Origin of the sequence: Paenibacillus provencensis, assembly GCF_042678545.1 — a bacterium.
In the GTDB taxonomy this organism is placed as follows: Bacteria; Bacillota; Bacilli; order Paenibacillales; family Paenibacillaceae; genus Paenibacillus; species Paenibacillus provencensis.
Map to the genome: position 1 here is coordinate 255,188 of NZ_JBHTKX010000001.1, position 14,280 is coordinate 269,467.

The 14,280-nt window shown below is 47.0% G+C and carries 11 protein-coding genes and 1 pseudogene; 11 read left to right on the top strand and 1 reads right to left on the bottom strand.

All coding sequences use genetic code 11. The features are described 5' to 3' along the window. Positions 1-200: 200 nt before the first annotated feature. Positions 201-485: a DUF5665 domain-containing protein gene (locus tag ACFQ3J_RS01250; protein WP_379293221.1), complete on the top strand. Its 285-nt coding sequence runs from the start codon at positions 201-203 to the stop codon at positions 483-485. 43 nt (positions 486-528) lie between these two features. Here ACFQ3J_RS01250 and ACFQ3J_RS01255 read toward each other — a convergent pair whose 3' ends face one another. Then, a complete protein-coding gene (locus ACFQ3J_RS01255; protein WP_091158503.1) occupies positions 529-1,263 on the bottom strand; it encodes a TraR/DksA C4-type zinc finger protein in 735 nt (244 codons plus the stop codon). A gap of 223 nt (positions 1,264-1,486) precedes the next feature. On the opposite strand from ACFQ3J_RS01255, the gene lspA reads away from it, so the two are divergent. From lspA to pyrE, 10 genes and pseudogenes are all read left to right on the top strand, one after another. After that, positions 1,487-1,978, top strand: coding sequence for a signal peptidase II (lspA, locus tag ACFQ3J_RS01260; RefSeq protein ID WP_251581643.1), 492 nt, complete (start codon positions 1,487-1,489; stop codon positions 1,976-1,978). Between the two features lie 4 nt (positions 1,979-1,982). Further along, positions 1,983-2,924, top strand: a pseudogene (locus tag ACFQ3J_RS01265) (RluA family pseudouridine synthase). 220 nt (positions 2,925-3,144) lie between these two features. After that, the gene (locus tag ACFQ3J_RS01270; RefSeq protein ID WP_251580869.1) at positions 3,145-4,398 is read left to right on the top strand and encodes an LL-diaminopimelate aminotransferase; all 1,254 of its coding nucleotides are present in this window, start codon (positions 3,145-3,147) and stop codon (positions 4,396-4,398) included. A 762-nt stretch (positions 4,399-5,160) separates the two neighbouring features. Continuing rightward, complete coding sequence (pyrR, locus tag ACFQ3J_RS01275) at positions 5,161-5,715, top strand: bifunctional pyr operon transcriptional regulator/uracil phosphoribosyltransferase PyrR (protein ID WP_091158500.1); 555 nt, start codon at positions 5,161-5,163, stop codon at positions 5,713-5,715. Further along, complete coding sequence (locus tag ACFQ3J_RS01280) at positions 5,712-6,626, top strand: aspartate carbamoyltransferase catalytic subunit (protein WP_251580871.1); 915 nt, start codon at positions 5,712-5,714, stop codon at positions 6,624-6,626. Before pyrR ends, ACFQ3J_RS01280 begins: the two co-directional genes overlap by 4 nt. A gap of 87 nt (positions 6,627-6,713) precedes the next feature. Next, positions 6,714-8,018, top strand: coding sequence for a dihydroorotase (locus tag ACFQ3J_RS01285; RefSeq protein WP_091158497.1), 1,305 nt, complete (start codon positions 6,714-6,716; stop codon positions 8,016-8,018). Between the two features lie 98 nt (positions 8,019-8,116). After that, positions 8,117-9,259, top strand: a complete 1,143-nt coding sequence (gene carA, locus ACFQ3J_RS01290) for a glutamine-hydrolyzing carbamoyl-phosphate synthase small subunit (protein WP_251580873.1) — start codon at positions 8,117-8,119, stop codon at positions 9,257-9,259. Position 9,260: 1 nt separating this feature from the next. Continuing rightward, positions 9,261-12,479, top strand: coding sequence for a carbamoyl-phosphate synthase large subunit (gene carB, locus ACFQ3J_RS01295; RefSeq protein WP_251580875.1), 3,219 nt, complete (start codon positions 9,261-9,263; stop codon positions 12,477-12,479). 107 nt (positions 12,480-12,586) lie between these two features. Further along, positions 12,587-13,348, top strand: coding sequence for an orotidine-5'-phosphate decarboxylase (pyrF, locus tag ACFQ3J_RS01300; protein ID WP_379292273.1), 762 nt, complete (start codon positions 12,587-12,589; stop codon positions 13,346-13,348). After that, on the top strand, positions 13,323-13,964 hold the full coding sequence (gene pyrE / locus ACFQ3J_RS01305; RefSeq protein ID WP_251580877.1) for an orotate phosphoribosyltransferase: 642 nt from the start codon (positions 13,323-13,325) through the stop codon (positions 13,962-13,964). Before pyrF ends, pyrE begins: the two co-directional genes overlap by 26 nt. Positions 13,965-14,280: the final 316 nt, after the last annotated feature.

Here is a 14,280-nt window from a genome sequence, read left to right on the forward strand (position 1 = left end):
CAGGTAAAGCGGACATAATAGCAAAGAATTACATGTGAAAGCGAGCCGATAATGCCGAGGGGTACTCCCTCGTCTAACGGCTCGTTTCATATTTCTGAGAAAATTGAAGGAATGAGGCCTTTTACTTTATGAACAATATTCGGCGAAGATCACGCATTCGTCAGCATTACTCCGCAGAAGTGAAGCAAATGGATGAACAGATGGATGAGATGCATGGTGTTCTCCAGAAGCTTGCTCTCGATCTGGAGAAATCAAGGATTGCAGATTATACAAGACTGCTGCATAAGCCTTTTCGACTGATCTGGCTTAATTTGTTATCCGGTACAGCAAGAGGAGTCGGGATTGCGATCGGATTCACCTTTTTTGCTGCGACGATCGTCTATGTTCTTCAGCTGCTTGGTGCACTGAATTTGCCGATTGTCGGTGATTACATTGCCGATATTGTTCGCATTGTACAGAGACAATTAGAACTGGATACTTATTAGAGAACCCAATCGTTAGAATTGAATTTACAATTAGGTCTATATTCTATAAATCATCTTCGATAACATCTGGTTCCAGAATGCTCATGCCCTCATGATTCTCCAGATACCTTCTGTACTGCTTGTTGCGTACAACGGATACATTCTGGCCGTAAATATCGGTTGCGAGAAAGCTCTCATATGCTTCAACACAGCCATCAATCTCCTCGGCAGCCTCCATGTACATGGCATCGTAATCATCGTTATTGTTGCCTTCCTGAAGTGCGGGAGTGTTGGAATTTCCGTAGTTCTCAAGAATCTGCCAGGTATCTTCACCATCGAATCCATTCTGGGTATCCTTTTCATCAAGGCTTGTTCTTCCGAATGGTGGACTCAGAAATTCCTCCTCAATCGGACGATCCTCCGATACCGAGGTTTCAGGAGCATGCTCTCTGCAGTAAATGGTATACGGTACCGCATTTAAGCGTTCATAAGGAATGGGCTTACTGCATACTGCACAATTTCCGTAATCGCCTTCTTCCATATGATTCAGCGCGCTCTTGATTCGTTCAAGCATAAATTCATCGTGTTCATTTAGAGAAATATCTTTTTCGCGTTCATACATTTCGGTTGCAACATCACCTGGATGATTATCAAAAGTAGTCAACTCTCCGGCTTCGTATCGTGTTGAGCCGCTGAGCCCGTAATGGTCGGATTCCTTTTCGCGCTGCTCGATATCGTGTTGCTGCTCAAGAAGCTGTTTCTTCAAGCTGTTCCATTCCTGCTTCGTCAGATGCGTCATGGCGGTCTACTCCTTTACTTGAACTTTTCCTTCATCGGTTGTCTGTATAGAGTGTGCTGATTTGTTCAATTTTAGAGAAGGAGGATTTTGCATAAATATTCTCCATGAGCGTCCCTCCTCTGCTGAGCCAGCTTAAAATAGACGCTGTTCGTGACCTTGTGCTACAATATACAAGGCATTACCCATGGAATGGTAAAAGAGATGGATCGGAGTGACAAAAAAGGTGATATATTATGTCATTGCACTAATTGTTTTTCTAGTGGACCAGGGTACAAAATGGCTTGTTGCAACTCGGATGACCCTAGGGGAGGAAATATCAGTCATAGGAGATTTCTTCTTGATTACTTCCCATCGGAATCGTGGAGCAGCCTTCGGCATCCTGCAGGGTCAAACTTGGTTCTTTATCGTAGTAACGACGATTGTAGTGATAGCCTTGATCTGGTATATCAACAAAGTTAAATCACAACCGGATAAAATATTGCCGGTAGCTCTTGCTCTGGTGCTTGGCGGCGCGCTTGGCAACTTTATCGACCGATTGCTGACGGGTGAGGTGGTCGACTTCTTTAAATTTAATTTTGGAAGCTACACATTTCCGATCTTTAACATTGCCGACTCTGCAATAGTCGTCGGTGTAGGTTTAATCATATTAGATACTCTGCTTGAAACAAGACGTGAGAAGCAGCTGACACAGAGTCAGGACGAAGGGAAGGAATAAATTTATGACAGATCGGTCCGAACAGGAATCTAGCCAGGACATTCAAGAATGGACCGTCGAGGCGGATTTTGCTAAGGAACGAATTGATAAATATATAGCTGACAGCATGGATGACGTATCACGATCTCAAGTCCAAATCTGGATTGGTGATGGCCATGTGACAGTGAACGGTAACCAAGTAAAGTCAAACTATAAACTGGCTGCTGGAGACAAGATTGAGCTAGTTGTCCCCGAGGTCGCCGCGGTCGAGATATTGCCGGAGAACATCCCGCTTGAAGTTGTCTATGAGGATTCAAGTGTCATTGTTGTTAACAAGCCGAGAGGTCTAGTTGTACATCCCGCGCCAGGACACGCCTCCGGCACACTTGTGAACGCGCTGATGTATCATTGCCATGACCTCTCTGGCATTAACGGTGAACTGCGTCCCGGCATTGTGCACAGGATTGATAAGGATACGTCAGGGCTGCTAATGGCTGCCAAGAATGATAAAGCCCACGCATCGCTTGCGGCACAGCTCAAAGACCATAGTGTAAACAGGCGTTATATTGCACTAGTCCACGGACATGTTCAGCATGACCAAGGGACCATTGATGCACCGATTGGCCGTGATGCGCATGATCGGAAGATGTTTACCGTGACGGAGCGCAACAGCAAGCATGCAGTGACTCATTTTTCCGTGATGGAACGTCTTGGGGACCACACTTTGCTGGAACTCAAGCTGGAGACGGGCAGAACACATCAAATCCGGGTGCATATGAAATTTATTGGTCATCCGCTTGTCGGAGATCCGATGTATGGACGAAGTAAGGGTGTGAAGATGAATGGACAAGCACTGCATGCAGCAACGCTTGGTTTTGTTCATCCCGATTAAGGAGAAACATTGGAATTTAATGCTCCTCTGCCTCAAGATATGGAAGATGTATTGGCTTCGCTTAGAAGTCGATAAGCTTGTAATTATTGCAGTTCGTGTATTAAAGATATCAAAAGGGTCGCAGGTGATGTGCGGCTCTTTTTTTGTTGTTCATTCCGGGAAGAGAAACTTGAGCAATGCTGAATATTTCATGGTGTTTGAATGCAAACTGGTGGAAAACTTGTACCGAATGGGTAATAAGTGTGGACAGGATTACAATATGAAAACTGGCTACAAGGGAGGATGTGGGACACTCATGAGCATTGACAAATATCAAGAAACTTATATTCAGAATTGTTTTGCTGATCGTATCGGTGGTGCTAACTATGGTAAAGGGGCAAACAGCAATAAATTCGAAAAAATCAAACGTGCTACATCAGCAGCCAAGAAAGATTACCCGAACATTGAACTGATTGACCTTGGAGCTTATGCTCCTGACGAAATGGCTGACACAGGGATCGTTGCGACACTTGCTGCAGAGGCTGCGAAGCCAGAGAATCGGGGATATGCGGATAACGGAATACCGGAATTTAAAGAAGCGGCTGCAACATACCTTGCAGAAGTATTCGGTGTAGAGGATATTGATCCTGTAAATGAGGTGGTTCATTCCAGCGGCTCTAAGCCGGCTCTTGCCATGATCCCTTCTGTATTTATCAACCCAGGTGATGTGGCGATTCTAACCGTTCCGGGTTACCCGATAATGGGTACACATACGAAGTATCTAGGCGGAGAGGTTTACAATGTCCAATTGACTAAACAGAACAACTTCCTGCCTGACCTAGCTTCTGTTCCAGAGGAAATCGCCCTTCGTGCGAAGCTAATCTATTTGAACTATCCGAACAATCCAACAGGCGCAAGCGCAACGACGGAATTCTTTAGTGAAGTGATCGAGTGGGCTAAGAAATACAACGTGATTGTTATACATGATGCAACTTATGCAGCTCTGACGTATGATGGCCTCAAGCCGTTCAGCTTCTTGTCTATACCGGGTGCCAAAGATGTGGGCGTAGAGGTTCATTCTCTCTCCAAATCCTTCAATATGGCAGGCTGGAGTATTGGGTTTGTGGCGGGTAATCCGCTCGTTGTTAAGGCGTTCAGCGAAATTAAGGACAATAATGATTCCGGTCAATTTATTGCTATTCAAAAAGCAGCGGCTTATGGACTTGCTCATCCAGATATTACAGTGAAATTAGTAGAGAAATACTCCCGTCGTCATGACATGCTTGTACTAGCCTTGAATGAGCTGGGCTTCAGAGTGGAGAAACCAAAAGGCTCCATCTTCTTGTACGTTGAGGTTCCGTTAGGAGTTGCCGGGGGGCGGCGTTTCGAATCAGGTGAAGATTTCTCCCAGTTCCTCATTCGTGAGAAATTGATCTCTTCTGTACCGTGGGACGATGCTGGCCATTTTGTCCGTTTTTCTGTTACATTTGAAGCGAACAGTGATGAAGAAGAGAAGCGCGTGATCGGTGAAATAAAACGCCGGCTAAGTGATGTTCAGTTTGAATTCTGATCCAAATCATATCTTTCATAGTTTTGTCACGGATTGTCTAATAAAAGTCCTCCAAATTGAGGTAGACTAGATATATAAGTAATCCATGAAGGAGGCATAATTTTATGGAATTTGTCGCATTGATCGCAGTTATTATGGTCTTGGGCGGAATCGGTATTACAGCTATGTTCCTCAGACTTGCCAAGGATGACCATTAATTAATAAATACGGACGACAGGAGACCCTTTATGCAGGGTCTCTTTTTTTGCGTATTTTGCATATATTGTGGTGTTTGAATTTCTTCTGGATTCAAGCATCAAAAACAACAGTGGATAAATATACGAACTTATTGTATAATTATTAAAAATATTGAATGTTTAATGTATATTTCTCTGATAATTTTGTATAAATCTCATCGCTGTGTAATGTTTACTTCTAGGCTTGTTGCTTCTATTTGGTTAAGGTGTTGACAGAGGATAAGCTTTCTGTCATAATTCATGTCGATGAAAAATTGCTTGGGTCATGAGTAATCCAGAGAGGTTACACGCTCATGCAATAACATGAATAGCACCTTTAAATCAGTCCCGTGAGACTGGCAAGGTAACGTGATTGGACCCGGATCTTAGCTGCGGCTACTGTTTCGGTATGTCCTTTAGAGCTTACAGACCCGGCGTGCGTAGCCGCGGTTTTGAGACTCCTTGCCTAAGTTTTGCGGCAGGGAGTTTTTTTTATCTCGTCACGGGACTATAAGAAAGCAAGGAAGCCCAGGAGGAGGTTAAACACATGAGCGGTGAAGCACACGTCATCATGGATGAGATCGCAATTCGCAGAGCACTCACTCGGATTGCACATGAGATTTTGGAGAGAAATAAAGGGATTGAAGGCTGTATTCTTGTCGGCATCCGCACACGCGGTGTATATCTCGCAGAACGCATTGCAGCAAAGATTGAGGAAATTGAAGGGACAAAGGTTCCCTGCATTGACCTCGACGTCACTCCTTATCGGGATGACCGGAATGTGGAGGCAGATGTAAGACAAAGCATGAAGAAGCAGCTGGACATTGACATTCACAATAAAAAAGTAATTTTGTTCGACGATGTCCTCTACACAGGCAGAACGATTCGTGCTGCAATGGATGCCTTGATGGATATCGGCCGCCCTCAAATGATACAGCTTGCAGTACTTGCAGACCGCGGACATCGCGAGCTGCCGGTTAGACCTGATTTTATCGGTAAAAATGTTCCTTCCTCAAGATCGGAATCGATCGAGGTTGCTCTGATCGAAGTTGATGGTAAAGACGAAGTCACCATTAATCAGAACCGGGGGAATGAAGCATGATACTAACCGCAAAAAGTATTAAAGAGCGCAGTTTGCTGGGACTGAAGGAACTAGCTGCAAGTGAGATAGAGTCGATCTTGGACCGGGCATCACACTGGGATAAACAAGAAGAGAAGCTTGTCCCGGTTCTTGCTTCCAAATTTGTAGCGAATATGTTTTTTGAGAACAGCACACGAACGAGATTCTCTTTTGAAATGGCTGAGAAACGCCTGGGTGCTGAGGTGTTGAATTTCGCTGCAGCGGCTTCAAGTGTAGCCAAGGGAGAGTCGATCTACGATACGGTACGTACGCTTGAATCGATGGGGATTGACGCTGGCGTGATCCGTTTGAAGCCGGAAGGGGTACTCGCACAGCTTGCTGAGAAAGTGAAAGTGCCTCTGGTTAACGCAGGAGACGGGAACAACGAGCACCCGACACAGGCGCTTCTGGATCTGTACACAATGCGACAGAGCTTTGGCAGTCTCAAGGGACTGAATGTCTCCATCATCGGCGATATCAAGCACAGCCGGGTAGCTCGCTCCAATCTGTGGGCTTTACAAAAACTCGGCGCGAACGTCACGTTCTGTGCTCCAGACATGATGAAGGCTCCAGAGCTTGAAATACACGCACCCTATATAAGCATCGATGAAGCGCTCAAGGCAGATGTTGTAATGATGCTCAGAGTTCAGCTGGAAAGACATGATAAAGGCATTGATATGAAGGCAGATGAGTATCGTAAGCGGTTCGGACTTACCGTAGAACGTGCCGCGAAGCTGAATCCAAGCACAATTATTATGCACCCTGCTCCGGTAAACCGGAATGTTGAAATTGATGACGCGGTTGTAGAGAGTCCGGCTTCCCGGATCTTCCCGCAAATGTCGAACGGAGTTCCAATCCGGATGGCGGTTATGGAACGCGCATTGCTTCTATAATTAGGCTTGAGAATAGAAGACGAGACAGACAAAATTTCAAGCTTTGAACATTAAACAGGTACAAACAGACCGGAGCGGAGGATATAAATGAAAGCCTATTTTATAAAGAATGCAAGTGTGCTGAATCAAGAAGGGGAACTTGGACAGAAAAGCATCATGATAGCGGATGGCAAAATTTTCGACATTATGGATGAGAACGCGGGCGTGTTTGCTTCGGAAAATACAGATGTTGAAGTGATTGACGCTGAAGGCAAGCTGGTTATACCAGGCCTGATTGACATGCATGTACACCTTAGAGAGCCGGGTTTTGAGCATAAAGAGACGATCGAGACCGGCAGCCGTTCTGCTGTAAAAGGTGGATTTACAACCATCGCCTGCATGCCGAATACAAGACCGGTAACGGATGACCCGGAAACGGTGCAGCTGGTGCTGGAAAAAGCACAGGAAGCGAATCTGGCAAAAGTGCTGCCCTATGCAGCCATTACGATCAATGAGCTGGGCCGTGAGCTGACCGACTTTGAAGCACTTAAATCAGCAGGGGCGATCGGTTTTACAGACGACGGCGTTGGTGTGCAAAGCGCGCAAATGATGAAGGATGCGATGGCCTTGGCAGCTTCGCTGGATATGCCGGTGATAGCACATTGTGAGGACAATTCACTGGTAGAAGGTGCATGTGTAGCTGAAGGAGAGTTTGCAAGAAAGCATGGACTCAAAGGAATTCCAAACGAGTCTGAGGCCATTCATGTAGGACGCGACATTCTGCTCGCTGAAGCAACAGGCGTTCACTACCATGTCTGCCACGTAAGTACAGAGCAATCGGTAAGACTGATTCGTCAGGCCAAAGAGATCGGAATAAAAGTAACCGCTGAGGTGTGCCCGCACCATCTGATACTGGCAGATGAAGACATCCCGGGTCTGGATGCGAATTGGAAAATGAATCCTCCGCTTCGATCCCGCCGTGATGTTGAAGCCTGCATCAAGGGGCTTGAGGACGGAACACTCGATATGATCGTTACAGACCATGCGCCGCATAGCGAGGAAGAGAAAGCCAAAGGGATGGAGCTCGCACCGTTCGGAATCGTCGGATTTGAGACAGCCTTCCCGCTGCTCTACACCAAATTTGTGGAAACGGGCAAATGGACGCTTAAGTTTCTCGTCGACAAAATGACAGCTGAGCCTGCCCGAGTATTCAGACTGGATACTGGCCGCCTTGAGAAGGATGCCATTGCGGATGTCACAATCATTGATCTCGAAGGACTTCGCGCTGTGGATCCGGACGTTTTTGCGACCAAAGGACGCAATACTCCATTCACAGGCTGGGAACTGAAAGGCTGGCCGGTTATGACTTTTGTAGACGGCAAGAAGGTATATTCCGATCCAACATTAAGCTAATCAAGCATAATCAATATGGTTAACGCACTTTTATAATATCAATTCATTATACAAGCACATTTTAAATATGAAAGAGATACAACGAAGGAGTGAGTTGGATGCAGGCACAGGCAAGATTATTACTAGAAGACGGCACATTGTTCACAGGCAGAGCATTCGGAGCTGAAGGTGAGCAAACAGGCGAGGTCGTTTTTAATACAGGAATTACGGGCTACCAAGAGGTGCTCTCTGATCCTTCTTACTGCGGACAAATTGTAACAATGACTTACCCGCTGATCGGAAACTACGGAATTACCCGGGATGACTTTGAATCCATTCGTCCTTATGTGCATGGGTTTGTAACCCGCCGTTACGAACCCGTGCCAAGCAACTGGCGCGCAGAATACAGCATCGACATGCTGCTTAAAGAACACGGAATTATCGGAATCAGCGATATCGACACACGGATGCTGACACGCCGCATTCGTCACCAAGGAACCATGAAGGGGATTCTGACAACTGGCTCCAAGCCGGTTGAAGAGCTTCTCGAAATGATGAGTGACACAACGATTGATGAGCTTCGCAACCAGGTGCCTCTGACATCAACTAAGCATGTGTATAACAGCCCTGGCATCGGCGAAAAAATCGTACTTGTTGACTACGGCGCAAAAACAGGAATCCTGCGTGAACTGAACAAGCGCGGCTGTGATATTGTGGTCGTTCCTCATGACACTACAGCCGATGAGATTCGCAGATTGAATCCGGACGGAATTCAGCTCTCCAACGGCCCTGGGGATCCAAAAGATGTGCCTCATGCCGTCGAGATGGTATCTGAGCTTCTGGGTGAATATCCGATCTTCGGGATCTGCCTGGGACATCAGCTGTTTGCTCTGGCAGCAGGCGCAAATACAGAAAAACTGAAATTCGGACACCGCGGTGGCAACCATCCGGTGAAGGAGCTTGAAACAGGACGTTGCTATATTACTTCCCAGAACCATGGTTATACGGTTAACGAAGATTCCATTAAGGGAACAGATTTGGAAATTACACATATCAACAACAATGACAAAACGATTGAAGGGCTGAAGCATACCAAATACCCTGCCTTCTCAGTACAATATCATCCGGAAGCGGCACCAGGTCCACAGGATAATTCCTATCTATTCGACCGCTTCCTTGACATGATCCGCGAACATAAACAAAACAACCCGCAGAAGCCGCGCCAAGCCGTTCTTGCCGCAGCAGGGAAAGGAGCACGCTAACATGCCTATTAATAACGACCTCAAGAAAATTCTTGTCATCGGGTCCGGTCCGATCGTCATCGGTCAGGCAGCTGAGTTTGACTATGCTGGAACCCAAGCGTGCCAAGCGCTCAAAGAAGAAGGCGTGGAAGTTGTTCTTATCAACAGCAACCCAGCTACAATCATGACGGATACGAATATGGCGGACAAAGTATATATCGAGCCGATCACACTCGACTTTGTAACTCAAATCATTCGTCAGGAGCGTCCGGACGGACTGCTTCCGACGCTTGGCGGCCAAACCGGTCTTAACATGGCGGTTGAGCTGGCTCGTGCCGGCGTACTAGAAAGTGAAAATGTCAAACTGCTCGGAACTCAGCTGACTTCCATTGAAAAAGCAGAAGATCGTGATCTGTTCCGTGAGTTGATGCGTGAGCTGGAGCAGCCAGTACCAGAAAGCACGATTGTAACAACAGTGGGAGAAGCAGTAAGCTTCGCTAATGAGATTGGATACCCAATCATTGTTCGTCCTGCTTATACGCTCGGTGGAACTGGAGGCGGTATCTGTGCAGATGAAGAAGAGCTTCTTGAGACCGTAGCTTCGGGTCTTCGTTACAGCCCAATTACACAATGTCTCGTTGAGAAGAGTATCGCCGGAATGAAGGAAATCGAATATGAAGTGATGCGGGATGCTAACGATAACTGTATCGTTGTCTGCAACATGGAGAATTTTGACCCAGTAGGCGTGCATACAGGCGACAGTATCGTTGTTGCCCCAAGTCAAACGTTGTCTGACCGCGAATATCAAATGCTTCGCTCGGCATCACTAAAAATTATCCGCGCCTTGAACATCGAGGGTGGGTGTAACGTACAATTTGCACTGGACCCGCAAAGCTTCCAGTACTACGTTATTGAAGTTAACCCGCGCGTTAGCCGCTCTTCTGCTCTGGCTTCCAAAGCAACGGGATACCCGATTGCCAAGATGGCAGCCAAAATTGCACTCGGCTACACACTTGATGAGATCATCAACCCGGTAACAGGTCAAACCTATGCATTCTTTGAGCCAACACTGGATTATATCGTAAGCAAAATCCCGCGCTGGCCATTCGATAAATTTACATCCGCCAACCGCAAGCTGGGTACTCAGATGAAAGCAACCGGCGAGGTTATGGCGATTGGACGTACTTTTGAAGAGTCCATTCATAAGGCAGTCCGTTCTCTCGAGATTGGTGTACACCGCATCTACCTGAAAGAAGCGGCAACACTGGAAGATGAGGTACTTAGAACCCGCCTTGCTAAGCCGGATGATGAGCGTATGTTCTTAGTAGCTGAAGCGTTCCGTCGCGGCTACACGCTCCAAGAGATTCAGGATATTACGAAGATCGACTGGTGGTTCCTTGATAAGATTGAAGCAATCGTCAAATTCGAAGACCAAATCCGGTCGGAGAGTGAACTGACTGGGGAAACATTGTATCAAGCAAAACGTATGGGCTTTACAGACCGCGCCATTGCCGAGCTGCGTGCTGAGAGTCAACCAGGAACTGCGCATACGAAGGAAAGCGAAGTCCGTGAAATGCGTGAAGCGCAAAATTTACGTCCAGTATACAAAATGGTAGATACCTGCGCAGCGGAGTTCGAAGCAACAACACCTTATTACTACTCCAGCTATGAAACGGAGAATGAGGTTCTGCCTTCCGACAAGGAGAAGATCGTCGTACTGGGTTCGGGTCCAATCCGAATCGGCCAAGGCATCGAATTTGACTACTCAACAGTTCACGCCGTATGGGCGATTCAAAAAGCGGGATACGAAGCAGTTATTATCAATAACAACCCTGAAACAGTATCCACGGATTTCAATACGTCTGACCGACTCTACTTTGAGCCCTTGTTCTTCGAGGATGTAATGAACGTCATAGAGCAGGAGAATCCGATTGGCGTCATCGTACAGTTCGGCGGACAAACGGCGATTAATCTGGCTGCGCCGCTTGCGGCAGCAGGAGTGAAGATTCTTGGTACGGACTTGGCAAGCATTGACGAAGCCGAAGACCGCAAGAAGTTCGAGGCACTGCTATCCCGCTTGTCAATTGCACAGCCGCAAGGCAGCACGGTTACTTCAGTGGATGAGGCTGTTGGAACAGCGCAAGGTCTTGGCTATCCGGTCCTGGTACGTCCTTCCTACGTACTTGGCGGACGTGCGATGGAGATCGTCTACTCCGACAGCGAGCTGCTCAGCTATATGGAGCAGGCTGTCAAGATTAATCCTGAGCATCCGGTTCTGATTGACCGCTATATGCTGGGTAAAGAGGTAGAAGTCGATGCAATCTGTGATGGTGAGACTGTCCTGATCCCGGGAATTATGGAGCATGTGGAACGTGCAGGGGTTCACTCCGGTGACTCGATTGCGGTATATCCTCCACAGCACCTGGAAGCACATTTGAAAGAAAAAATTGTAGATATCACCATCAAAATTTCGAAGGAACTCAAAACGATCGGGCTCGTTAACATTCAGTTCGTTATTTATCAAGATGATGTGTATGTCATCGAGGTTAACCCTAGATCTTCAAGAACAGTTCCATTCCTAAGCAAAGTAACCGGTATTCCAATGGCGAATCTGGCTACCCAGGCGATTCTTGGCAACAAGCTTGCTGATCAAGGGTATGTGGATGGCCTATGGCCGGAGAGCGATCATGTATCGGTTAAAGTACCGGTCTTCTCCTTTGCGAAGCTGCGCCGTGTAGAACCCACTCTGGGACCTGAAATGAAATCCACAGGCGAAGTTATGGGCCGTGATGTGCTCTACGCTAAGGCTTTGTATAAAGGACTGATCGGAGCGGGCATGAAGATTCCTTCTTCCGGTGCCATCATCGCGACTGTTGCTGATAAAGATAAAGACGAGGCTGTATCCCTGCTCGGCGGCTTCTACAAGCTGGGCTACAAAATCATTGCAACAGGCGGTACCGCCGAAGCACTGGCTAAGGCGGGAATTCCGGTCCAAACGGTCAACAAGCTCAGCGAAGGTACGCCAAACATTCTGGATATGATTCGTACAGGTGAAGCCAACTTCGTATTTAATACGCTGACAAAAGGTAAAACACCGCAGCGTGACGGATTCCGTATCCGCCGTGAAGCAGTAGAGAACGGGGTTGTATGTATGACTTCTCTGGATACGGTACGCGCGCTTCTGCAAATGCTGGAGACGATTAACTTCTCCTCAGAATCCATGCCAACGTTCAGCCGCTGATCCTCATAAACAATATCTTGAAGGACATCGATAAAGCTCGGAATCAAAGGGCTTTATCCGATGTCCTTTATAACGAACAAAAGAAATGGAATGGGGGAGAATGGCAAATGCAATTGACTTCTGAATATAAAGAGATGGCCGGGCGCCTGATGGTAGCCTTGGACTATCCCGATGCAGACAGTGCCAGACAGCTGATAGACCGTCTTGAGGGAATACCTTGTTACATGAAAGTCGGAATGCAGCTGTTTTATACGGCAGGGCCGTCCTTTGTGAAAGAGCTTAAGGAGAAAGGATACTCAGTATTTCTGGATGTAAAAATGCATGATATTCCGAATACGGTGAAGGGTGGATCACATAGCGTAACCCGGCTGGGTGTCGATATGTTCAACGTTCACGCAGCTGGGGGCAAGGAGATGATGTCCTCTGCACTCGCAGGAGCCAAACAGGCAGCGGAAGAGGAAGGATTTACGGTTCCAACGATTATCGCAGTGACACAGCTGACAAGTACCAATCAAGCCACGATGAACAATGAAATTGGCATTCCAGGCGATGTAGAAGCGGCTGTTGTACGCTATGCTTCACTCGCGAAGGAAGCGGGACTTCACGGAGTGGTTGCTTCACCGCTGGAGGTAACCGCAATTAGAGAAGCATGCGGTCATGATTTCTATACGGTTACACCGGGGATTCGCCCTGCGGGAAGCGCAGTAGGCGACCAGTCCAGAATACTTACGCCCGGACAAGCAATCTCAGGGGGAAGCAGCTATATCGTTGTAGGCAGGCCTATAACAGCCAGTGAGAACCCGAGAGCGGCAGCAGAGCAAATTATTGAGGAGATGATGAATCATGACAACATTAACGAAAAATCCTGAACAGCTGGCATCAAAACTGTTACAAATTAAGGCAGTGGCACTGCGCCCGAATCAGCCCTTTACCTGGACCTCCGGCATTAAATCTCCGATCTATTGTGACAATCGACTCACGATGTCGTATCCCGAAATTCGTGATCTGATTGCCGAATCTTTTGCAGCCGTTATCCGCGAGCAGTATCCAGATACAGAAGTGATCGCTGGAACAGCAACAGCAGGCATTCCGCATGCGGCGTTCGTTGCACAGAAGCTGGCTCTCCCGATGATTTACATTCGGGACAAGGCCAAAGGGCACGGGAAAGAGAATCTGATTGAGGGCCTCGTTAACGAAGGTCAAAAGGTAATCGTCATTGAAGATTTAATCTCCACGGGAGGAAGCTCGTTAAAAGCCGCGAAGGCGGTACAAGAAGCTGGAGCAGAGGCGCTTGCCGTGCTTGCGATCTTCAGCTATCAGCTAGATCGTGCAGCTCAGGCCTTTGAAGAAGCGGGAATTCCACTGCAAAGCTTGTCCAATTATACAGCGCTGACTGAGGTTGCTCTGCGTGAAGGAGCAATTGCCGAGGCTGATCTGGAATTGCTTCGCTCCTGGCGTGAAGATCCGAGTTCATTTGGAGTGTAATATAAAAAGTCTCAATAGACAGGCGGCCCTGCTGAAGGGCCGTTTTTTGTTATGTTCTTAAGTTTAATTCATCATCTGGCAGCTCTATGAGAACAAATCAAAATTATCTTTAAAAGGTTGTAACTTATTCCTGTTTTATGTCGTTTATAATGCAGGTAGAAATATTTGTAATTATATTCTAGTTATTTCCTTGTAATGTTTGGGGGCGAGTTGTTATAAGAATACCATTTCGCAGCAGAAAAGAGCAGGATGAGCATAAGAGTTTTTCTATATTTGTGCAGGAGAAGGATGATGTACTGCCAGAGGGAGAGCCTGC

Coding starts and splice junctions, on each gene's coding strand:
- ACFQ3J_RS01250 (WP_379293221.1), top strand. CDS start 201: ATGGATGAGATGCATGGTGTTCTCCAGAAGCTTGCTCTCGATCTGGAG.
- ACFQ3J_RS01255 (WP_091158503.1), bottom strand. CDS start 1,263: ATGACGCATCTGACGAAGCAGGAATGGAACAGCTTGAAGAAACAGCTT.
- ACFQ3J_RS01270 (WP_251580869.1), top strand. CDS start 3,145: ATGAGCATTGACAAATATCAAGAAACTTATATTCAGAATTGTTTTGCT.
- pyrR (WP_091158500.1), top strand. CDS start 5,161: ATGAGCGGTGAAGCACACGTCATCATGGATGAGATCGCAATTCGCAGA.
- ACFQ3J_RS01280 (WP_251580871.1), top strand. CDS start 5,712: ATGATACTAACCGCAAAAAGTATTAAAGAGCGCAGTTTGCTGGGACTG.
- ACFQ3J_RS01285 (WP_091158497.1), top strand. CDS start 6,714: ATGAAAGCCTATTTTATAAAGAATGCAAGTGTGCTGAATCAAGAAGGG.
- carA (WP_251580873.1), top strand. CDS start 8,117: ATGCAGGCACAGGCAAGATTATTACTAGAAGACGGCACATTGTTCACA.
- carB (WP_251580875.1), top strand. CDS start 9,261: ATGCCTATTAATAACGACCTCAAGAAAATTCTTGTCATCGGGTCCGGT.
- pyrF (WP_379292273.1), top strand. CDS start 12,587: ATGCAATTGACTTCTGAATATAAAGAGATGGCCGGGCGCCTGATGGTA.
- pyrE (WP_251580877.1), top strand. CDS start 13,323: ATGACAACATTAACGAAAAATCCTGAACAGCTGGCATCAAAACTGTTA.